The 19,834-nt window shown below is 71.4% G+C and carries 17 protein-coding genes; 4 read left to right on the top strand and 13 right to left on the bottom strand.

Annotation, left to right across the window (positions count from 1 at the left end):
- Positions 1-47: 47 nt before the first annotated feature.
- From RWS82_RS00850 to RWS82_RS00820, 7 genes are all read right to left on the bottom strand, one after another.
- A complete protein-coding gene (locus tag RWS82_RS00850) occupies positions 48-683 on the bottom strand; it encodes a response regulator transcription factor (RefSeq protein ID WP_314645895.1) in 636 nt (211 codons plus the stop codon).
- Positions 680-1,876 carry a histidine kinase gene (locus tag RWS82_RS00845; RefSeq protein WP_314645893.1) on the bottom strand — a complete coding sequence of 399 codons (1,197 nt, stop codon included), beginning with the start codon at positions 1,874-1,876 and terminating at the stop codon, positions 680-682. The genes RWS82_RS00850 and RWS82_RS00845 overlap by 4 nt, the downstream gene beginning before the upstream one ends.
- Before the next feature lie 79 nt (positions 1,877-1,955).
- Positions 1,956-2,747 carry a methyltransferase domain-containing protein gene (locus RWS82_RS00840; RefSeq protein WP_314645891.1) on the bottom strand — a complete coding sequence of 264 codons (792 nt, stop codon included), beginning with the start codon at positions 2,745-2,747 and terminating at the stop codon, positions 1,956-1,958.
- A gap of 45 nt (positions 2,748-2,792) precedes the next feature.
- A complete protein-coding gene (locus tag RWS82_RS00835; RefSeq protein ID WP_314645889.1) occupies positions 2,793-3,935 on the bottom strand; it encodes an AMP-binding protein in 1,143 nt (380 codons plus the stop codon).
- 9 nt (positions 3,936-3,944) lie between these two features.
- Positions 3,945-4,865, bottom strand: a complete 921-nt coding sequence (locus RWS82_RS00830; RefSeq protein ID WP_314645886.1) for a 1,4-dihydroxy-2-naphthoyl-CoA synthase — start codon at positions 4,863-4,865, stop codon at positions 3,945-3,947.
- A 9-nt stretch (positions 4,866-4,874) separates the two neighbouring features.
- Positions 4,875-5,837, bottom strand: a complete 963-nt coding sequence (locus RWS82_RS00825) for a permease prefix domain 1-containing protein (RefSeq protein WP_314645883.1) — start codon at positions 5,835-5,837, stop codon at positions 4,875-4,877.
- A 1-nt stretch (position 5,838) separates the two neighbouring features.
- Complete coding sequence (locus RWS82_RS00820) at positions 5,839-6,171, bottom strand: helix-turn-helix transcriptional regulator (RefSeq protein ID WP_314645880.1); 333 nt, start codon at positions 6,169-6,171, stop codon at positions 5,839-5,841.
- 90 nt (positions 6,172-6,261) lie between these two features.
- On the opposite strand from RWS82_RS00820, the gene RWS82_RS00815 reads away from it, so the two are divergent.
- Entirely contained in the window at positions 6,262-7,239 is a 978-nt protein-coding gene (locus RWS82_RS00815; protein ID WP_314645877.1) for an o-succinylbenzoate synthase, read from the top strand.
- Positions 7,240-7,242: 3 nt separating this feature from the next.
- Here RWS82_RS00815 and RWS82_RS00810 read toward each other — a convergent pair whose 3' ends face one another.
- Positions 7,243-7,863, bottom strand: coding sequence for a TetR/AcrR family transcriptional regulator (locus RWS82_RS00810; protein WP_314645876.1), 621 nt, complete (start codon positions 7,861-7,863; stop codon positions 7,243-7,245).
- 132 nt (positions 7,864-7,995) lie between these two features.
- Between RWS82_RS00810 and RWS82_RS00805 the strand changes: the two genes are divergently transcribed.
- Together RWS82_RS00805 and RWS82_RS00800 are read left to right on the top strand one after the other, a co-directional pair.
- Positions 7,996-10,764, top strand: coding sequence for an MMPL family transporter (locus RWS82_RS00805; protein ID WP_314645875.1), 2,769 nt, complete (start codon positions 7,996-7,998; stop codon positions 10,762-10,764).
- Positions 10,761-12,710: a YhgE/Pip family protein gene (locus RWS82_RS00800; RefSeq protein WP_314645874.1), complete on the top strand. Its 1,950-nt coding sequence runs from the start codon at positions 10,761-10,763 to the stop codon at positions 12,708-12,710. The genes RWS82_RS00805 and RWS82_RS00800 overlap by 4 nt, the downstream gene beginning before the upstream one ends.
- Before the next feature lie 166 nt (positions 12,711-12,876).
- Here the strand turns inward: RWS82_RS00800 and ccsB are convergent, their stop codons facing one another.
- The 5 genes from ccsB to RWS82_RS00775 all read right to left on the bottom strand — a co-directional run bounded on the left by ccsB (position 12,877) and on the right by RWS82_RS00775 (position 17,811).
- Positions 12,877-13,854, bottom strand: coding sequence for a c-type cytochrome biogenesis protein CcsB (ccsB, locus tag RWS82_RS00795; protein ID WP_314645871.1), 978 nt, complete (start codon positions 13,852-13,854; stop codon positions 12,877-12,879).
- 4 nt (positions 13,855-13,858) lie between these two features.
- The gene (locus RWS82_RS00790) at positions 13,859-15,613 is read right to left on the bottom strand and encodes a cytochrome c biogenesis protein ResB (RefSeq protein ID WP_314645868.1); all 1,755 of its coding nucleotides are present in this window, start codon (positions 15,611-15,613) and stop codon (positions 13,859-13,861) included.
- Between the two features lie 79 nt (positions 15,614-15,692).
- Positions 15,693-16,460, bottom strand: a complete 768-nt coding sequence (locus RWS82_RS00785) for a cytochrome c biogenesis CcdA family protein (RefSeq protein WP_314645867.1) — start codon at positions 16,458-16,460, stop codon at positions 15,693-15,695.
- A complete protein-coding gene (locus RWS82_RS00780; RefSeq protein ID WP_314645864.1) occupies positions 16,457-17,107 on the bottom strand; it encodes a TlpA disulfide reductase family protein in 651 nt (216 codons plus the stop codon). Before RWS82_RS00780 ends, RWS82_RS00785 begins: the two co-directional genes overlap by 4 nt.
- A gap of 74 nt (positions 17,108-17,181) precedes the next feature.
- Positions 17,182-17,811 (bottom strand): histidine phosphatase family protein, encoded by a 630-nt coding sequence (locus RWS82_RS00775; RefSeq protein WP_314645861.1) that lies wholly within the window; start codon positions 17,809-17,811, stop codon positions 17,182-17,184.
- Positions 17,812-18,015: 204 nt separating this feature from the next.
- Between RWS82_RS00775 and aspS the strand changes: the two genes are divergently transcribed.
- A complete protein-coding gene (aspS, locus tag RWS82_RS00770; RefSeq protein WP_314645858.1) occupies positions 18,016-19,794 on the top strand; it encodes an aspartate--tRNA ligase in 1,779 nt (592 codons plus the stop codon).
- The last annotated feature ends 40 nt before the right edge of the window (positions 19,795-19,834 follow it).

The following is a 19,834-nucleotide window of genomic DNA, read 5'->3' as shown; positions in this document are numbered from 1 at the left end:
GGATGATCCGCGTGTGGCATCGCACCGCCCGGAGGAGGGGTGAATGCTCAGGCGAGCCCGTGCTCGAAGGCGAAGACGACGAGCTGCACCCGGTCGCGCAGGGCGAGCTTGGTGAGGATGCGGCTGATGTGCGTCTTGACGGTGGCCTCGCTGAGGAACTCGCGCGCGGCGATCTCGGCGTTGGACAGACCGCGGGCGGCCAGCGCGAAGATCTCGCGCTCGCGCTCGGTGAGCGCGTCGTAGGAGGGCGGGGTCGGACGCGGCGCCTCGGCGAAATGGGCGAAGAGCTCGCGGGTGGCCGAGGCGGCGATCACGCTCGACCCGGCGTGGACGGTGCGGATCGCGGCGAGCAGGAACTCCGGATCGGCGTCCTTCAGCAGGAATCCGCTGGCGCCCTGGCGGATGGCGCGAGCCGCCGCCTCGTCGAGGTCGAAGGTCGTGAGCATGACCACGCGCGGGGCATCGGGGCGCGCGAGGATCTCGGCGGTTGCGGCCAGTCCGTCCATCACGGGCATGCGGATGTCCATGAGCACGACGTCGGGGCGGGTCTGCGCGACGACGGTGAGCGCCTCGCTGCCGTCGCCGGCCTCGCCGACGACCTCGAGGTCGGGCTGCGAGGCGATGAGCATGCGGATGCCGGCGCGGAACAGCGCCTGGTCGTCGACGAGCACGACGCGGATCATGAGGGGGCTCCGATCGGGAGGCTGCCGTGGACGTGGAACTCTGTTCCCTGGCGCTCGGCCTGCAGGCTGCCACCGACGAGCTGAGCCCGCTCGCGCATGCCGATCACGCCGTGGCCCGATCCCTGCCCGAGCGGTGCGGTGCGGCCTTCGGCCACCGCATTGCGCACATCGATGTCGACCCGGTCGGGCAGCCACGACAGGCGCACGTCGACCGCGCCGTCACCGTGCCGGATCGCATTGGTGAGCGCCTCCTGCAGGATGCGGTAGACGGCGAGCTGCACCGCGGCCGGCGGTTCACCCGGCGGCATGGGGTCGACGGTGATGCGGGGGTCGACGCCCGCCTGCCGCACCTGGCCGAACAGGGTCTCGAGGTCGGCGAGGGTGGGCTGGGGGCCGTCGCCCTGGCGGTGCCGCAGCTGGGTGAGCAGCATCCGAACGTCGGAGAGGGCGCCGCGCGCGGTCTGCGCGATGGTGCCGAGCGCCTCGGTCGCCATCTCCGGTTTCACCGCCGCGGCGTACCGGGCGCCGTCGGCCTGCGCGATGACCACGGCGAGCGAATGAGCCACGATGTCGTGCATGTCGCGCGCGATGCGCACGCGCTCCTGCTCCTCCGCGGCCAGCAGCTCGGCCTGGGCTCGAGCGACCTGGGTCGCCCTGCCCGCGACGATCACGCGCCACAGCAGGCCGGCGCCCCACGACATGACCATCGCCAGCACGAACACCGAACCGAGCAGGGCGGCGGTCACGGCCGCGCGCATCGCGCTGGCCGCGTCGGTGACGAGCTCGCCCGACCAGGCCACGCCGAAGTAGACCCCGCCGATGAGGCCGCCGCCGAGCGCCGATGCCCCGCCGAGCCACAGCAGCCGTCGGCTCCCCCAGGCGGCCGTCGCGAACAGCACGATGAGGATCGCGGCGTCGTACGGCACCGGCGGAAGCCCCATGGCCATCTGCGCGATCGCACCGAACCAGGCGATGCTCAGGGCGAGCGCCGGCGACAGGCGCGAGATCGCCGCTGCACCCCACACCACCGCTCCGACGAGCACGTAGGCGGTGGCCGACGAGACGCCGTCGGCGATCCAGGCGCTGAGGCCCGCCGATCCGGGCACGAGCGGAATGCCCGCCGTGAGCACGAACCCGAGGATCGAGCACACGACGTCGGCGACGATCCAGGTGCGGGAGACGGGGCGGAACACCCCTCCACGCTACGCGAGCGCGGCGAGCGCCCGCGTCCGTCGAGAGATGTATCCCCGCTGATGCCGGGGCGACCCGCGGTCAGGCCCGGGCGAGGATCTCGCCGTGCGGCACGAGGTACCAGCCGTCCCCGGCATCCGCCCAGCGCTTCCAGGCGTCGCTGATCGCGCGCAGGTCGTCGCCCGTCGCCATGCCCGCGTCGACCAGCTGGCGCGCGAGCGCGGATTCGAGGATGCGGTCGGCCCACATGCCGCCCCACCAGGCGCGGTCGTCGGGGGTGGCGTAGCACCACGTCGATGCCGTCGCGGTGACGTCGGTGAAGCCCGCCGCGCGCGCCCAGGAGAGCAGTCGCCGGCCGGCATCCGGTTCCCCGCCGTTCGCGCGGGCCGCGGCGCGGTACAGCCGCAGCCACTCGTCGAGCTCGGGCAGGAGCGGGAACCACACGAACCCCGCGTAATCGGCGTCGCGCGCCGCCACCACCCCGCCGGGCACCGTCACGCGCCGCATCTCGCGCAGCGCCTGCACAGGATCGGCGACGTGCTGCAGCACCTGGTGCGCGTGCACCACGTCGAAACTGTGGTCCGCGAAGGACAGCCGATGCACGTCCTCGACCGAGAAGGAGATGTTCGAGATCTCCCGCTCCGCGGCGAGCGCCCGCGACAGAGCGAGGGCGCCCTCGTCGATCTCGGTCGCGGTGACGTGGGCGACGTGGCGGGCGAAGTCGACGGTGATGCTCCCCGGTCCGGCACCGACGTCGAGCATCCGGGTCTCGGGCGCGAGGTGCGGGCGCAGATAGGCGGCGGAGTTCGCGATGTCGCGCACGCTGTGCGAGCGGAGCACGGACTCGTGGTGTCCGTGGGTGTAGGTGGCCATGCTCCAGTCTGGCACCGCGGGACAGCCCGTCCGGACGCGTCCGGCTCAGTGCCGTTCGGAGGCCAGACGGCGGATGGCCTCCCGATCGGGCTTGCCCGAGGAGAGGGTGGCGATCTCGTCGACGAGCACGAGCCGCGACGGTCGCGCCGCCTTGCCGATGCCCGCCGCGACGGCCTCGCGCGCCTGCTCCAGCTGATCTGCCTCCGTGCGGCGCAGCACCTCTCCGCGCGGCGCGACGATGACGGATGCCTCGCCCCACCGGTCATCGGGCACACCGACCACGACCGCCTGATGCAGCCCGGGGATCTGCCGTACGAGACGCTCGACGCGGTCGAGCGAGACGTTGACGCCGCCCGAGACGATGACGTTGTCGGCGCGCCCGTGCACGCGCACGACGCCCTCGTCGACGAGCCCGAGGTCGCCGGTGCGGTACCAGCGGATGCCGTGCTCGTCGCGCACGAACACCCGATCGGTGAGCGCGTCGTCGCCGAGGTAGCCGTCGGCCAGCTGGGGCCCGGCGATGCGCAACTCGCCGTCGACCGCGCGCACCGAGACCGTGTCGAGGGGCACACCGTCGTACACGCATCCGCCGCTCGTCTCGGTGGAGCCGTAGGTGCGCACCAGACGCACCCCGAGGTCGGCCGCCCGCTCGCGCAGGGGCTCTGGGAGCGCCTGCCCTCCCACGAGAACCGCCCGGTACGCCTGCAGCGCCGCCCGCACGGCGACGTCGTCTGCGGCGTCGAGCAGCGTCGCCACCTGCGCGGGGACCAGCGAGGTGTACAGCGCCTCATCGCCGTGCCGCAGCATCGACAGCGTCGCCTCGGCGAACGACACGGGGGTGAAGCGCCCCTCGAGCATCACCGGCTCGGTGCGCGCGAGGATCGATCGGACGAGCACCTGCAGGCCGGCGACGTACCCGGTGGGCAGCGCGAGCAGCCACCGCCCGGCACCGATGCGGGTGGCCGTGGCGTCGGCGCTGGCCCGCAGCGCCTCGCCGCTGATCGCGACCCGCTTCGGGATACCGCTCGACCCCGACGTGGCGATCACCACCGCGGTACCCGCGGGCACCCGCGGGGGCACGTCGGCGAGCATGCCGAATCCGAGCGCCGGCCCCCCGTCGAGCGCACGTCGCAGGGCGAGACCCAGCGGCACCGGATCATCGGCCTCGACGGGGATCAGCGCGGTCATCGGCGGGCCTCAGTAATGCCAGGGAAACGACGACCAGTCGGGGTCGCGCTTCTCGAGGAACGAGTCGCGCCCCTCCACGGCCTCGTCGGTGCCGTACGCGAGACGCGTCGCCTCGCCCGCGAACACCTGCTGGCCGACGAGTCCGTCGTCGACCGCGTTGAAGGCGAACTTGAGCATGCGGATCGCCGTGGGCGACTTGGTGAGCACCGTGCGCGCCATCGTCAGCGCCTCGCGCTCGAGATCGTCGTGCGGCACGACGCGGTTCACCGCCCCCATCTCGTATGCGCGCTGCGCCGAGTACTCCTCGGCGAGGAAGAACACCTCGCGGGCGAACTTCTGGCCCGTCTGGCGCGCCATGTAGGCCGAGCCGTACCCGGCGTCGAAGCTGCCGACGTCGGCATCCGTCTGCTTGAAGCGGCCGTGCTCGGCACTCGCGATCGTCAGGTCGCAGACCACGTGCAGCGAGTGTCCGCCGCCGGCCGCCCACCCGGGCACCACCGCGATGACGACCTTGGGCATGAAGCGGATGAGGCGCTGGACCTCGAGGATGTGCAACCGGCCGACGGCCGCCTGCGACGCCCCGCTGACGACGGCCGTCTCGGTGTCGGAGTACTTGTAGCCGTCGCGGCCCCGGATGCGCTGGTCGCCGCCGGAGCAGAACGCCCACCCGCCGTCCTTCGCACTCGGCCCGTTGCCGGTGAGCAGCACGGCGCCGATGCGGGAGTCCTGTCGCGCGATGTCGAGGGCCCGGTAGAGCTCGTCGACCGTGTGCGGCCGGAACGCGTTGCGCACCTCGGGGCGGTCGAACGCGATGCGGGCGACGCCGCCGTCGCGCGAGACGTGCGCGGTGATGTCGGTGTAGTCCTCAGCACCGGGCGCGAGCACCCATTCGGCCGGGTCGAACAGGTCGGAGACGGATGCGCTGGTCACCTCTCCAGCCTATTCCCGCCCGGCCCGGCGCGTCCGGATCCACCCGTCGGCGATGTCCCACGCCGGGAACGCGACGAGGCCGGCCCCGGTGACGATCGCGAGGATGCGGAGCGTGTCGGCGCTGAGGCCGCCGTCGCCCGCGAGCACGTCGACGAATGCGGGGTTGACGAGCTGCCCCTGCGCCAGGAGCACGAGCCCCCACACGGCGAACGCCACCGCGAGAAGTGTGTTGACGACGGCGAGCGTGCGCGTCCAGCGACCTCGGGCGTAGACGGCGACGGCGAGCAGCGCCTCGGCACCGATCAGCACCAGCAGCACCGTGATACCCCACGGCCAGAGGTCGGGGTGCAGCACCGGGATCGGGGCGCCGTCGGTGGGGAAGAACCCGCGCAGCACGTCCCAGAACACGGCTCCGGCGGCGAGCACGAGGAAGATCAGCGAGGCGATGACGTCGGCACGGGCCGACCCTCGATCGGCGGACTCGGGCAGCTGGTCGATCGTCCACGCGGGGAGAGCCGCCGCGTTGCCAGTGCGTTCGAGGATGACGAACACGAGCGTCACCCAGAAGGCCACGTGCACGATCGTGCCGAGACCGGCGACGACCGCCGAGCCGATGACCTCGCCCACGGACGCTCCGGCGAGCGTCTGCCCCAGGGCGACCCCACCCATGGCGCAGATCGGGATGATCAGCAGCAGCACCTTCAACAGGCGCCACCAGGCGAGGTAGAACCGCGGCCCCACGAGGTGCAGGGGGCGCTCGGCGTAGCCGGCGGCGAGGATGCCGGGATCGCCGAGCTGTGTGAGCACCGCGCGCTCGGCATCGGTGCGATCGTCGCCCTGGTCGAGTCGGGCCTCGACCGCGTCGACGATCGACCCTTCGAGCTCGGTACGCACGTCGTGCTGCGCGCTCGGCGGCAGGCTGCGGATGACGGCGGAGATGTAGCGTTCGATGAGGGGGCCGGTGGCGGTCATGTCAATGCTCCTCTGCGGGGAGGTCGGCGATCGCCGTGGTGAGGGCGCGCCATTCTTCGGTCAGGGTGTCGGCCAGACGGATGCCCGCGGCCGAGGTGCGGTAGAACTTGCGGGGCCGAGCCTCGTCGGTGTTCCACTCGCTCGTGAGGTACTCCTGCTTCTCGAGGCGCCGCAGGAGGGGGTAGAGGGTGTTGGCGTCGGTGGAGAACCCCCGCGCCTCGAGCTCTTCGAGCAGGCCATAGCCGTATCCCGCCGTGCGCAGCAGCTGGAGGCAGGCCAGCACGACGGTGCCGCGCCGCAGCTCCTGCAGGTGCGTGTCCAACGTCTCGTTCATGTCCATCACATTACTGTGCGTCACACACCATTGTCAATGACACATTGTCGGATCACAAGCCTGGCCCCGGCGCGGGGGCATGATGGGGGCATGACGCCGGACCTCCAGGACATCGTCGCGAGCGCGCGCGTGGTCGCCCTCCCCCTGCACACCCGCTTCCGCGGCATCGACACCCGCGAGGCGCTGCTCTTCGAAGGACCCCGGGGGTGGGCGGAGTTCTCCCCCTTCGTCGAGTACGGCGACACCGAGGCAGCCACCTGGCTCGCCGCCGCGATCGACTTCGCCTGGACCGCGCAGCCGACGCCGCTGCGCGACCGCATCCGGGTGAACGCCACCGTGCCCGCCGTCGACGCCGCCGCGGTGCCCGACGTGCTCGCGCGCTTCGCCGGCTGCCGCACCGCGAAGGTCAAGGTCGCCGAGCGCGGGCAGACGCTCGCCGACGATGTCGCCCGCGTGCGGGCCGTGCGCGACGCCCTCGGCCCCGAGGGACGCATCCGGGTCGACGCGAACGGCCTCTGGAACGTCGACGAGGCCGAGCACGCCGTGCACGCGCTGAACGAGTTCGACCTCGAGTACATCGAGCAGCCGTGCGCGACCGTCGCCGAGCTCGCCGAGCTGCGCACCCGCGTGCGCTACCTGGGCATCCCCGTGGCCGCCGACGAGAGCATCCGCAAATCCGACGACCCGCTCGCTGTCGCTCGTTCGGGTGCCGCCGACGTGATCGTGGTGAAGGCCCAGCCCCTCGGCGGGGCCGTGCACGCCCTGCAGATCATCGCCGCGACCGGGCTGCCTGCGGTCGTGTCGAGTGCGCTCGACACCGCGATCGGCCTCTCGCAGGGTGCCGCACTGGCAGCCGCCCTCCCCACCCTCGACTACGACTGCGGCCTCGGCACCGCGTCGCTGTTCGCCGACGACGTGGCCGACCTGCGCCCCCGCGACGGCGCGATCCCGGTGGAACGCGTGGTACCGGATGCCGCAGCCCTCGACCGCCTCGCCGCAGATCGCGAGCGCCGGGAGTGGTGGCTCGACCGCCTCGCCCGGTGCCACCGCGTGCTGGCCGAGCGCTGACCCTTAGACGAGCAGCAGGTCGACGAGGCGGCCCAGCTCCTCGCTCCCCGAGCGGCGCAGCTGGGCGTCGTCCTGCCCGGCCATCGCCCCGCGAACGGTCATGCCCTCCCACACGATCATGAGGATGCGTCCGGCCACCTCCGCCGGCACGCGCAGTCGCAGACCGCCCGCCTCGACGATGTCCGCCACGATCTGCGCGATGCTGCCGATCATCTCGCCCTCCTGCGCGAGATAGGCCGCGCCGAACGACGGATCGCGGAGCGCGCGGATGCGGATCTCGCTCATCAGCATCACGCCCGCGCGGTCGTCGCTGCCGGAATCCATCACCTTCTGCAGCAGGTCGGTGGGGTCGCAGCCGGGCGCGAGTCCCCCCTCGGCGGTGATCTCGGCGACGCGCTCGCGCACCGCGTCGACCCGTCGCTGGGCGACGCTCGCTGCGAGCATGAGGAAGAGCTCGTCCTTCGACTCGAAGTTGGAGTAGAACGCGCCTCGCGTGAAGCCCGCGCGCTCGCAGACGGCTTCGACCGAAGCGCCGTCGAGACCGGCCTCGGCGAAGACCTGGGCGGCCGCCTCGATCAGACGGGCGCGCGTGTTCTCGCGACTCCGGGTTGCCGGCATCGACATCGAGACCTCCTGTGCTCGCGAACATCGATTCTCACACCCCGCACACAGATTTCCGAATGCGAGGGAACTTACGATACATCTATGTATTGAATACAGCTGTGTATCCAGTACACGACCCTGCGGAGGAATCGCGTGTCCACTCTCCTGTCGTCGCTCGGACGCTGGTCGTTCCGGCACCCCTGGCGTGTGCTCGCCTCCTGGCTGATCGTGCTCGCGCTCGCCGGTTCGGGCGCGCTCGTGCTCGGCGCCGGAACCGACAACACCTTCTCGATCCCCGGCACCGAGTCGCAGGCCGGCCTCGAGCAGCTCTCGCGGTCGTTCCCCCAGGTGAGCGGCACGAACGCCCAGTTCGTCGTGGTCGCCGCCGACGGCGACCGGGTCACCGACGAGACCTATCGCGAAGATATCGAGGATGCGGTCGACGGCCTGGGCGACCTCGACGGCGTGCTCGCCGCGACCTCGCCGTTCGACGAGAACGTCAGCGGCATGGTGAACGACGACGAGACGGCCGCCATCGTGCGGCTGCAATTCGACGGGCAGTCCACCGACGTGTCGGCCGAGACGAAGGACGAGCTGAACGCGGCGGTCGACGACCTCGCCGCCGAGCTTCCCGACGGCGCCGTCACGGCGCTCGGCGGGGACCTCTTCGCGGCTTCGGTCCCCGGGGTCACGCTCACCGAGGCGGTGGGCCTGCTCATCGCCCTCCTGGTGCTCGTCGTCACGTTCCGGTCGTTCGTCGTCGCGGGCCTCCCGCTCCTCACCGCGGTGCTCGGCGTCGGCATCTCGATGGCCGGCATCTTCGCCGCCACCGCTTTCGCCACCGTCTCGTCGACCACTCCCCTGCTGGCGCTCATGCTGGGCCTCGCGGTGGGCATCGACTACGCGCTCTTCATCATGGCCAGGCACCAGGACCAGGTGCGCGACGGGGTCGACCCGGAGGAGTCCGCCTCGCGCGCCGTCGGCACGGCCGGCTCGGCGGTGGTGTTCGCGGGCGTCACCGTGCTCATCGCCCTCATCGGACTCGGGTTCGCGGGCATCCCGTTCCTGACCACCATGGGGATCGCCGCATCCGTCGCCGTCGCCATCGCCGTCATGATCGCCGTCACCTTGACCCCGGCCGTGCTCGGATTCCTCAAGGGCAGGATCGTCGGCCGCCCCCGCCGCGCACCGCGTGCACGCACGGGTCGATCGACGGTCGCGCCCCGTCGCCCGTTCAGCGAGCGGTGGGTCGGCGGGGTCACCCGGCATCCCGTCGTGGTCTCGATCGCGGTCGTGCTCGGGCTCGGCATCGTCGCGGTGCCCGCCCTCAGCCTCGATCTCGCCCTGCCCAACGCCGGCGTGCTGCCGAAAGACTCCGAGGCCCGCCAGAGCTACGACATCGTCGGCGAGGAGTTCGGACCCGGGTTCAACGGGCCGCTGATCCTCACCGGCACGATCATCACCTCCACCGACCCGCTCGGCCTCATGGAAGACCTCGGCGCCGCCGTCGAGCGGATCGACGGGGTGAAGGAGGTCGCCCTCGCGACCCCCAACGAGACCGCCGACACCGGCATCGTGCAGATCGTTCCCGAGACCGCGCCGGACGACCCGGCCACCGCCGATCTCGTGCGCGAGCTGCGCTCCCACCACGACGAGTGGCTCGACGAGTTCGGGATCGACCTGAAGGTGACCGGCTTCACGGCGGTCGCCATCGACATCTCCGACCAGCTCGGCCGAGCGCTCGTGCCGTTCGGCATCTTCGTGATCGGTCTCTCGCTCATCCTCCTCACCATCGTGTTCCGCTCGATCTGGGTGCCGGTCACCGCCGCCCTCGGCTACCTGCTGTCGATCGTGGCCGCGTTCGGCATCGTGGGCGCCGTGTTCGAATGGGGCTGGTTCGCCGACCTGCTGCACGTCGCCAAGGTCGGACCGATCATCAGCTTCATGCCGATCGTGCTGATGGGCGTGCTGTTCGGGCTCGCCATGGACTACCAGGTGTTCCTCGTCTCCCGCATGCGGGAGGACTTCGTGCACGACCCCGACTCGAGGTCGGCCTCCCGCTCCGAGCGCCGCGCGACCGCCGTGCGCGCCGTGCGCAGCGGCTTCACCGGGTCGGCGAAGGTCGTCACCGCAGCCGGGCTGATCATGTTCGCCGTGTTCGTCGCCTTCGTGCCCGAGGGCGACTCCTCCCTCAAGCCGATCGCGCTGGGCCTCGCGGCCGGCATCGCGATCGACGCCTTCCTCGTGCGGATGACGCTGATCCCCGCGCTCATGGCGATCCTCGGCGAGCGGGCCTGGAGTCTCCCCGGCTGGCTGCAGCGCATCCTGCCGCACGTCGACATCGAGGGCGAGGCCGTGGAGCGCGAACGCCGGCTCGCCTCCTGGCCCGGAGACGGCTCCGTGATCGCCGCCGACTCCCTCGCGATCGACGGCGACGACCCCCTGCTGGCCGGCCTCTCGCTGCGGGTGCCCCCGGGGAGCGCACTCGTCGCCACCGGTGGAGACGCCGGCGCACGGCGCGCCCTCGCGCTCGCGATCGCCGGACGGGTGCCGGCCGAACACGGTTCGCTGCGCGTCGCCGGCCACCTGCTGCCCGGCCGGGCGGCATGGGTGCGGGCCCATGTCGGGTGCGTGCTCGTCGACGGATCGGATGCCCCGCTCGACGATCTCGTCGAGGCGTTGCGCGGACGGTCGGAGGTCGTCGTCATCGACGGGATCGACCGTCTCACCGGCAGCCGGCTCGATCAGGCCACCGCCCTGCTCCGCGACGCGGCATCGTCTCGCACCCTGGCTGTGCTCGCCACGGCATCCGACCCGGGCGCCGCCCGCGCGGCGCTCACCGCCGCCGGGTGGTCGGACCCCGCCCTTCTCGACATCACCGCCCCGATCCGGGCGACCGAAGACTCCGAGGTGACCGCATGACCCTCCCCCTCGAGCGCGCCCGCTCGCGCCGCCCCATCACCTGGCTCACGATCCTCGGCATCCTGCTGCTCCCGGCTGCGATCGGCGGCATCCTCGTGTCGTCGCTGTACAACCCGACCGAGCGACTCGACTCGATGACCGCCGCGATCGTCAACCTCGACGAACCGGTCGAGATCGACGGGCAGACGGCCCCGCTGGGTCGGCAGCTCGCCGCCGGGCTGGTCGAGGGCTCCGACGAGCTCGACTCGAACCTCACCTGGGTCATCTCGAACGAGGACGACGCCGCCGAGGGTCTCAAGGACGGCGACTACCAGGCGGTCATCACGATCCCCGAGAACTTCTCGGCCGCGGCGACGTCGGCGGGCACCGCGATCTCCGAGGGAGGCGGCGACGCCGAGAAGGCGACCATCGAGGTGTCGACCCCCGACGACGGACTCGTCGCCGACGACCTCATCACCGGACAGATCGCCGACGTCGCGGCATCGAACCTGGGCACGACCCTGTCGCAGGCGACGACCGAGAACATCCTCGTCGGTTTCACGACGATCGGCGACCAGATCGGCGATGCCGCCGACGGCGCGCTGGAGCTGGCCGAGGGGGCACGCAGCGCGGCCGACGGAGCGACGGCGATCCCCGACGGCGCCACGCAGCTCGCGACCGGGGCGACCGAGCTCGGCACCGGCGCGACCACGCTCGCCACCGGCCTCGACACCATCGCCGCCACCACGCGGCAGCTGTCGACGGGCGCGTCGACGCTCGGCGCGGGTCTCACCGCGGGTTCGACGGCGCTCACCGATCCGAACGGCGACTTCGCGAAGCTCGTCGGCGCGGCGACCACCGGCGCCCCGTACCTGACGGCGGCCTCGGCCGACACGCAGACCGCGGCCGTGTCGATCGGCACACTCGCCCAGAGCTGCGCGGCGTCGGGAGCATCCGCCGAGTTCTGCACCGACCTCGCCGAGGCCGCCGGGCAGGCCGGCACCGCGGCGACATCCACGGGCACCGCTGCCGCCTACCTCGGCCCCGTCGCAGCCGGTCTCCCCACAGCCGCGACCAGCCTCGCCACGAGCCTCAGCGACGCGGGCACGGGCGCCCAGCAGATCGCGAGCGGCCTCTCGCAACTCGCCACCGACGGCGTCGACCAGTCAGCGGCGGGCGCACGGGCCCTCGCCACCGGTGCCGGTCAGCTGTCGTCGGGGGCCACCGAGCTCGCGACGGGCGCGACCGACCTCGCCACCGGCCTTGACACGCTCGCCACGGGCACCGGCGACCTCGCGGGCGGCCTGCGACAGGCATCCGATGCGCTGCCCTCGTTCAGCGACACCGAGTCGGCGTCTCTCGCCTCGGTGATCGCCGACCCCGTCGAGACCGATTCGTCGATGGACTCGCTCTTCGGCCCCACCGCGATCCCGCTGCTCACGGCCGCGGTGCTGTGGTTCGGGTCGTTGGCGACCTTCCTCGTGCTGCGGGCGCACACCGCGCGCACCCTCACGTCACGGCGCACCTCGCTCGGCCTCACGCTGCGCGGGTTCTGGCCGGCGGCTCTGATCGGTGCCGTGCAGGGCGTGCTGCTGTCGATCATCGTGCAGTTCGTCGCCTCGTACGAGGCCGGCGCGTGGTGGGCGTTCGCCGGGACGGCCGTGCTGACGGGCGTGGCGTTCGCGGCCGTGCATCAGGCGCTCGTGTCGGTGCTGGGCGGCGTCGGCCGGTGGATCGGTGCGCTCGTGGGCGTGCTGGCGGTGGCGACCGGACTGATCTCGACGGTTCCCGGCTGGCTCGCGTCCCTCGGCGCCGCACTGCCGACCGCCCCCGCGTTCGCCGGCCTGATCGCCGCGAACGGCTCGGCCATCACGGCGCTCGTGGTCTGGGCGGTTCTGTCGCTCCTCGCCACCACCCTCGCCGTGACCCTGCGCCGCACCACCTCACCCCGGGCCCTCCCCGCCTGACCCGACGCCCCTCTCCGACCCCCGAAAACGGAGAGGTTCTGGGTTCGGGCCGGCGTGTCCCCGTCCGACACACCGCTGTCACAGCATCTCGTCTCCGTTTTCACCCACGGGGAGACGACGACGCCCCGCCCCTCGGGAGAGGGACGGGGCGTCGGAGGACGGATGCTCAGGACAAGCCGGAGTAGGCGTGCAGGCCCTTGAAGAACACGTTCACGATGGTGAAGTTGAACAGCACCGCCGAGAAGCCGACGATCGCGAGCCATGCCGACGGGTTGCCCCGCCAGCCGCGGGTCGCCCGCGCGTGGATGTAGCCCGCGTACAGCACCCAGATCACGAAGGTCCAGGTCTCCTTGACGTCGAAGCCCCAGAAGCGGCTCCACGCGTAGTACGCCCAGATCGATCCGGCGATGAGGGTGAAGGTCCACAGAATGAACCCGATGATCGTGAAGCGGTACGCCATGCTCTCGAGGCGCTCCGAGCCGGGGAAGGTGCGGAGGAACCCGGGGCCGGTCTTCTCGGCCCCCTCGCGCACGAGCCGCTCGCGGCGCGACTGCATGAGCTGGATGACCGACAGCGCGAAGGCCAGGGCGAAGAACGCGGTGCCGAGCGAGGCGACGAACACGTGGATGACGAGCCACACGCTCTTGAGCGGATCCATGAGCGGCGACACGTCGACGTAGAAGTTGGTGGCGGCGAGTCCGAGCAGCACGACCACCAGACCGGTGATGAAGGTGCCGAGGAAGCGCAGGTCGACCTTGACGAGCACGACGAGGTAGACGGCGACGATGAGGAGCGTGCCGATCATCGCGAACTCGTACAGGTTCGCCCACGGCACACGTCCGGCCGCGAACCCGCGCGTGAGCGTGGCTCCGAGATGGAAGATGAAGCCGAGCACGGTGAGCGACGTGCCGATGCGCCCCATCACGAACCGCGGAGCCGTCGTCGCAGCGGACTCTCCGGTGGCGACCGGCACGGACGACCCGCGCACACCCGCCCCGACGAGTTCCTTCTCGGCCGCCACCTTGGCGTCGGCGGAGAGCTGCGAACGGCGGGCGAGATCGAAAGCGAAGGCGATGAACGCGCCGGCGTAGATCGCGATCGCCGTCCACAGCAGGACGGGCGAGATCACTTCGAGATCGAGCATGATGTCAGTCTACTTTCGGGGTTCCGGATGCGGCCGGGTCGGCATCCACGGAGTCGGTCTCGGTCTCGTCCGTCGCACGGGCGACGGTGCGGCCGTCGGCGTCGAGCAGGCGTTCGTGACCGGAGACGAGGTCGTCGAGGGCGATCGCGATGGTCGGGTCCTCGCCGCGCGCCAGACCCGCGTATTCCAGCGACACGGCGGAACCGTCGGCCGTCGCCTTCACCCACATGCGGCGGCGCGGCACGAACAGCGCGAGCATGAGGCCGCCGAGGGCGAGCAGCGCGAACGCCAGCACCCATACGCCCGACTCGTCGCGGTGGATCTGCAGCGAGGCGAAGCGCTTCACCGACTGCGAGGCATCCGTCGCCCCCTCGGGCGATTCATCCTCGAAGGTGACCGTGCCCATGCCGTTCGGCAGGTCGGCGGTCTCGCCGGGCGCCAGCTCGATCGATTCCTTGCCGATGGCTCGGCCGGTGAGCTGGGTGAGGTCGGTCGTGTCGAGCACGTACACCGACCGGGGCACACCGTCGTTGATACCGAGGTCGCCGGCGAACACGTCGAGCGTGAGCGTGGGGTTGGTCAGGTCGGGGTAGGCCGAGAAGAAGGCGCCGCTCTCGAGCACGCCGGTCGTCGGGTAGAAGAAGCCGCGCAGTCCGAGCTGCTCGGGCAGGCCGTCGGTGATCTTCACCACCCCGAGGGAGGTCATCGCGTTGTCCTGCGGCAGGAACGGCACGCTGTTCGTGAACACGACATCGCCGTCGGCGTTGCGCACGGTGATGGTCGGCGCGTAACCGTTGCCGAGCAGGAACACGTCGTCGTCGGCCACCGCGAGGGGCTCGTTGACCTTCACCGCCCCGGTGCGCTCGGCGCCGTCCTCGCTCACGGTGACGTTCGCCGAGAAGTCCCCCGCCTGGCCGGAGCCGGGCTCGTTGAACGGCTGGTAGGTGACGTCGAACGAGTCGAGGCGCATCGAGTACGGGGCCAGGGCGTCGTCGCTCACGAAGCGGCCGCGGTTCATCGAGTCGTAGTCGACGAGCGTGTTCGCGAAGGTCTCCCCCTCGACGAGCACGCGCTGCCCGGTGTACGCGAAGCCGCCGCCGACGCCGACCGTGACGAGCACGCCGACGAGGGCGAGGTGGAAGAGCAGGTTGCCGGTCTCGCGCCAGTAGCCTCGCTCGGCCGACACCGAGAAGGTGCGGCCGCGGTCGTAGCGCTCGACGCGGTACCCGAGGGCCTTCAGCTGCTTCTGGGCGACGTCGATCGATGCTGCGGCCGCCGCCTCGGCATCCGCCTGTTCCGAGACGTCGCGCGTCGCCGCGCGGAAGTCGTCGAGGCGCTGCAGACGCGCGGGGGTGCGCGGGGGGCGGGCCCGCAGCGCCTTGGCGTGGTGGCGGATGCGCGGGATCACGCAGCCCACGAGCGACGTGAACAGCAGGAGGTAGATCGCCGAGAACCACGGCGAGAGGTAGACGTCGAACAGCTTGAGGCCGTCGAGGATCGGGAACAGATCGGGGTTGTCGCGCTGCCACTGCGTGACGCCGTTCGGGTCGGCCATGCGCTGCGGGAAGATCGAGCCGGGGATCGCGGCGACGGCGAGCACGAGCAGCAGGATGAGCGCGGTGCGCATCGACGTGAGCTGACGCCAGCCCCACCGCAGCCAGCCGACGAAGCCCAGACGCGGCTGGCTGATCGCCTCGTCGCCGTCGACGTGGTCGGACGGCCGCAGCGGATCGCTCGACCTGGTCTGGGTGTCGCTCACGTCGTCCTGGTTCTTCCGGTCGGGGATCTGGTCGGGGGTGCGCCGCGCCGGGTCCGAGGAGCCCTGCGCCGCGAGGCGGTCAGAGCGGGAGGATGACACTGCTCATCACCGCCGTCAGGCGCGACATGAGGTCGGTCCACAGCCCGGTGAGCATGAGGACGCCGAGCAGGATCAGCAGCACACCGCCGATGATGTTCACCACGCGGATGTGGCGGCGCAGGAAGCCGATCGTCGTCGCCGCCCAGCCGAAGCCGAGCGCGACGAGCAGGAAGGGGATGCCGAGGCCCAGCGAGTAGGCGAGACCGAGGAAGCCGGCACGCACCGGGTCGCCGGCGTTGAACGACAGGGCGAAGATGGCGCTGAGGGTCGGCCCGAGGCACGGCGCCCACCCGATGCCGAGGGCGACGCCGAGCAGAGGCGCCCCGATCATGCCGTACTTCGCGTCGACGTGGAAGCGCAGCTCGCGCTGCGCGAAGCCGAACAGTCCGAGGAACACCAGACCCATCAGCACGATGACCGCGCCGAGGATGCGCGTGACGAGGTCGCCCCACTGGATGAGGAAAATGCTCGCCACTCCCCCGAACGCGGTGATCGCGACGAACACGGCGCTGAACCCGAGGATGAACAGGAGCACGCCGAGCACCGTGCGCGCCCGCCTCGGAGCGACCGTTGACCCCGCACCCTCGCCGGACGCGGACCGCGGCGTGACCGATCCGCCGAGGAAGCCGAGGTAGCCGGGCACGAGCGGGAGAACACACGGCGAGAGGAAGGAGATGAGCCCGGCGAGCATGGCCACGGGGATCGCCAGCCACAGCGCCCCCGATCCGATGATCGCTTCGGGGTTCACGGGGTCTCCGCGAGCGCGTCCTTGACGAGCGTGGACAGGATCGAGGTGCCGTCGATGGGCCCGATGATGCGGGCGGCGACGCGACCCTGCTTGTCGAGCACGAGCGTGGTCGGCGTGGCTTGGATGGGCGTGGCCTCGGCGAACGCGAGCTTCGCCTGGGCGGTGTCGACGTCGATCAGGCTCGGGTAGGTGATGTCGAATTCGTTCGAGAACGCCTCCGCGGTGTCGGCCTGGTCGCGGGTGTTGATGCCGATGAACGACACCCCCTGGTCGCTGTACTCCTGCCAGACGGACTCGAGGTCGGCCGCCTCGACGCGGCACGGCGCGCACCCGGCGTACCAGAAGTTCACGACCGTGACCTGGCCGGCGATGTCGGCGCTGTCGAAGGCCTCACCGTCTTCGTTCACTCCCGCGAACTCCACGGGCTCCCCGCGCTCGGCGACCGGGATCTCGGTGATCGCACCGTCGGCGGCGACGTAGCCGGTGTTCTCCCCGTTCAGGAACGACTCGCTCACGGCATCCGGGGCGCAGGCGGTCAGGCCGACGGCGAGCACCGCGGCGAGCGCGGCTCCGATCGCACGCCGAGAGCGGCGGATGCGGGAGGGCCGGCTGCCGCGGATCGGGAACGTCCTCGAGGCGAGTGGCACGGTGATGAGTTTACGCCGAGCTTCCTATGGGTCGGCCGGATGCCGGGGCGCCGAAGCGGGCGACGGCGCGGCCGTCAGACGGCGCCGACGTCGATCGCGCCGCCGGTGGACGCCGGCTCGGCGTACTCGACCTCGCGCCACACGTCGCCGACGCGCTCGAACGACGTCACGCTCGACAGGGCGCAGCGCCGGGTGCGCGGATCGTGGCGCAGCGGCAGACCCGCGACCGACAGGTGCGTGATCCAGATGGGCGCCTGGTGCGAGACGATCACGGCGTCGCCGGCCTCGGTGCCGTGCCAGAGGTCGTTCATCGCACCGAGCATCCGGTCGGCGATCGATGTGTACGGTTCGCCCCAGCTCGGCAGGGACGGCTGCCGCAGGTGCCACCAGTTGAAGGGGTTGCGCAACGAGCGGCTCATGCGCGTGCCCTCGAAGACGTTCGCCGGCTCGATCACCCGCTCGTCGAGCACCGGTTCGAGGCGGAAGCGTTCGGCGAAGGGCGCCGCCGACTCCTGCGTGCGCTCGAGCGGCGAGCACCGCAGAGCCTCGACGTCGCGCCCGAGCGAGGCGACGTGCTCGGCGGCGGCCCGTGCCATGCGCTGCCCGTCGTCGCTGAGGTGGAAGTGCGGAAGGCGCCCGTACAGCACGCGGGTGGGGTTGTCGACCTCGCCGTGCCGTACGAGGTGCAGTCGCGATGCCGTCACGTCAGGCCTTGCGAGAGCGGGCGTCGCGGAAGCCCAGGACGACCGGCACGTCGGCGGCCGGGACGAGAGCGAGGTTCATGGATGCGCCTTCCGTTCCCTGCCACCCTACTGACCTCGAGCGCCGCACCCCCGACCGCGTGGCACCGGGCTGCGCCCGCGTAGACTGGGCGGGTTCACCATCCCCCAGATCAGGAGGAAAACTCCGTGCTTCGCACCCATTCGGCCGGCTCCCTGCGAGCCGAGCACATCGGTCAGACCGTCACCCTCGCCGGGTGGGTGGATCGCCGTCGTGATCACGGAGGGGTCGCGTTCATCGATCTTCGGGATGCCCTGGGCATCGCCCAGGTGGTCATCCGCGACGAGGAGATCGCGCATCCGCTGCGCAACGAGTTCGTGCTGAAGGTGACCGGCGACGTCTCGCGCCGCCCCGACGGCAACGAGAACCCGAACCTGCCGACCGGCGAGATCGAGCTCATCGCGACCGACGTCGAGGTGCTGAACGAGTCGGCGGCGCTCCCCTTCCAGGTGTCGACCGCGCTGGCCGAGACCGAGAACATCGGCGAGGAGGCGCGTCTCAAGTACCGCTACCTCGATCTGCGTCGCCCGGTCGCAGCCTCCGCCCTGCGTCTGCGCTCCGACGTGTACAAGGCCGTGCGCGACGTGCTGCACGGCGACGGCTTCACCGAGGTCGAGACTCCGACCCTCACCCGCTCGACCCCCGAGGGTGCCCGCGACTTCGTCGTGCCCGCGCGCCTGCATCCGGGCAGCTGGTACGCGCTCCCCCAGTCGCCGCAGCTGTTCAAGCAGCTGCTCATGGTCGGCGGCGTCGAGAAGTACTACCAGATCGCCCGCTGCTATCGCGATGAGGACTTCCGCGCCGACCGTCAGCCGGAGTTCACGCAGCTCGACATCGAGATGAGCTTCGTCGACCAGGAAGACGTCATCGCACTGATGGAGACGCTCGTCGTCGCCATGTGGAAGACGATCGGCGTCGAGGTGCAGACCCCGCTGCCGCGCATCACGTACGCCGACGCCATGGCGAAGTACGGCTCCGACAAGCCCGACCTGCGCTTCGGGCTCGAGCTGGTCGAGGCGACCGAGTACTTCGCCGAGACGCCGTTCCGCGTGTTCCAGGCCGAGTACGTCGGCGCTGTGCGCATGCCCGGCGGCGCGAGCCAGCCGCGCAAGCAGCTCGACGCCTGGCAGGACTGGGCCAAGCAGCGCGGCGCCCGCGGTCTGGCCTACGTGCTCTTCAACGAGGACGGGACGCTCGGCGGCCCCGCCGCGAAGAACCTGTCCGAGGCCGAGCAGGCGGGCCTCGCCGGCCTCACCGGTGCCGAGCCCGGCGACTGCGTGTTCTTCGCCGCGGGTTCGACCAAGGAGAGCCGTGCGCTCCTCGGCGCCGCGCGCGTCGAGATCGGACGCCGCCTCGGCTACCTGAACCCCGACGAGTTCGCGTTCACCTGGGTCGTCGATGCGCCGATGTTCGAGCCGGCGGCGGATGCCGTGGCCTCGGGCGACGTGGCCGTCGGCGCCGGCGCCTGGACCGCCGTGCACCACGCCTTCACCGGACCGAAGCCGGAGTTCGAGGACACCTTCGATACCGACCCCGGCTCGGCGCTCGCCTACGCGTACGACATCGTCTGCAACGGCTCGGAGCTCGGCGGCGGTTCGATCCGCATCCACCGCGAAGACGTGCAGAAGCGCGTGTTCGAGGTCATGGGCATCAGCGACGAGTTCGCGCAGGAGCAGTTCGGCTTCCTGCTCGACGCGTTCAAGTTCGGCGCCCCGCCCCACGGCGGCATCGCGCTGGGCATGGACCGCGTGCTGCAGCACCTCACGAAGACCGAGTCGATCCGCGAGGTCATCGCCTTCCCGAAGTCGGGCAACGGGTACGACCCGCTGACCGCCGCGCCCGCCCCGATCACCCCGGAGCAGCGGGCCGAGGCCGGGGTGGACTTCACCCCCGACGACGAGGCCTGACGCCGCCTCGAGGGCCCCGTGCGAGCACCCCGCTCGCACG

The organism is uncultured Microbacterium sp., assembly GCF_963528945.1.
Classification (GTDB): domain Bacteria; phylum Actinomycetota; class Actinomycetes; order Actinomycetales; family Microbacteriaceae; genus Microbacterium.
The sequence above is the reverse complement of the archived record's forward strand: the minus strand, read 5'-3'. Positions and strand labels throughout refer to the sequence as shown.

Bases quoted from the DNA above. Each gene is read 5' to 3' on its own strand.
- RWS82_RS00850 (WP_314645895.1), bottom strand. From the start codon at position 683: ATGATCCGCGTCGTGCTCGTCGACGACCAGGCGCTGTTCCGCGCCGGC.
- RWS82_RS00840 (WP_314645891.1), bottom strand. From the start codon at position 2,747: ATGGCCACCTACACCCACGGACACCACGAGTCCGTGCTCCGCTCGCAC.
- RWS82_RS00835 (WP_314645889.1), bottom strand. From the start codon at position 3,935: ATGACCGCGCTGATCCCCGTCGAGGCCGATGATCCGGTGCCGCTGGGT.
- RWS82_RS00825 (WP_314645883.1), bottom strand. From the start codon at position 5,837: ATGACCGCCACCGGCCCCCTCATCGAACGCTACATCTCCGCCGTCATC.
- RWS82_RS00820 (WP_314645880.1), bottom strand. From the start codon at position 6,171: ATGAACGAGACGTTGGACACGCACCTGCAGGAGCTGCGGCGCGGCACC.
- RWS82_RS00815 (WP_314645877.1), top strand. From the start codon at position 6,262: ATGACGCCGGACCTCCAGGACATCGTCGCGAGCGCGCGCGTGGTCGCC.
- RWS82_RS00810 (WP_314645876.1), bottom strand. From the start codon at position 7,863: ATGTCGATGCCGGCAACCCGGAGTCGCGAGAACACGCGCGCCCGTCTG.
- RWS82_RS00800 (WP_314645874.1), top strand. From the start codon at position 10,761: ATGACCCTCCCCCTCGAGCGCGCCCGCTCGCGCCGCCCCATCACCTGG.
- ccsB (WP_314645871.1), bottom strand. From the start codon at position 13,854: ATGCTCGATCTCGAAGTGATCTCGCCCGTCCTGCTGTGGACGGCGATC.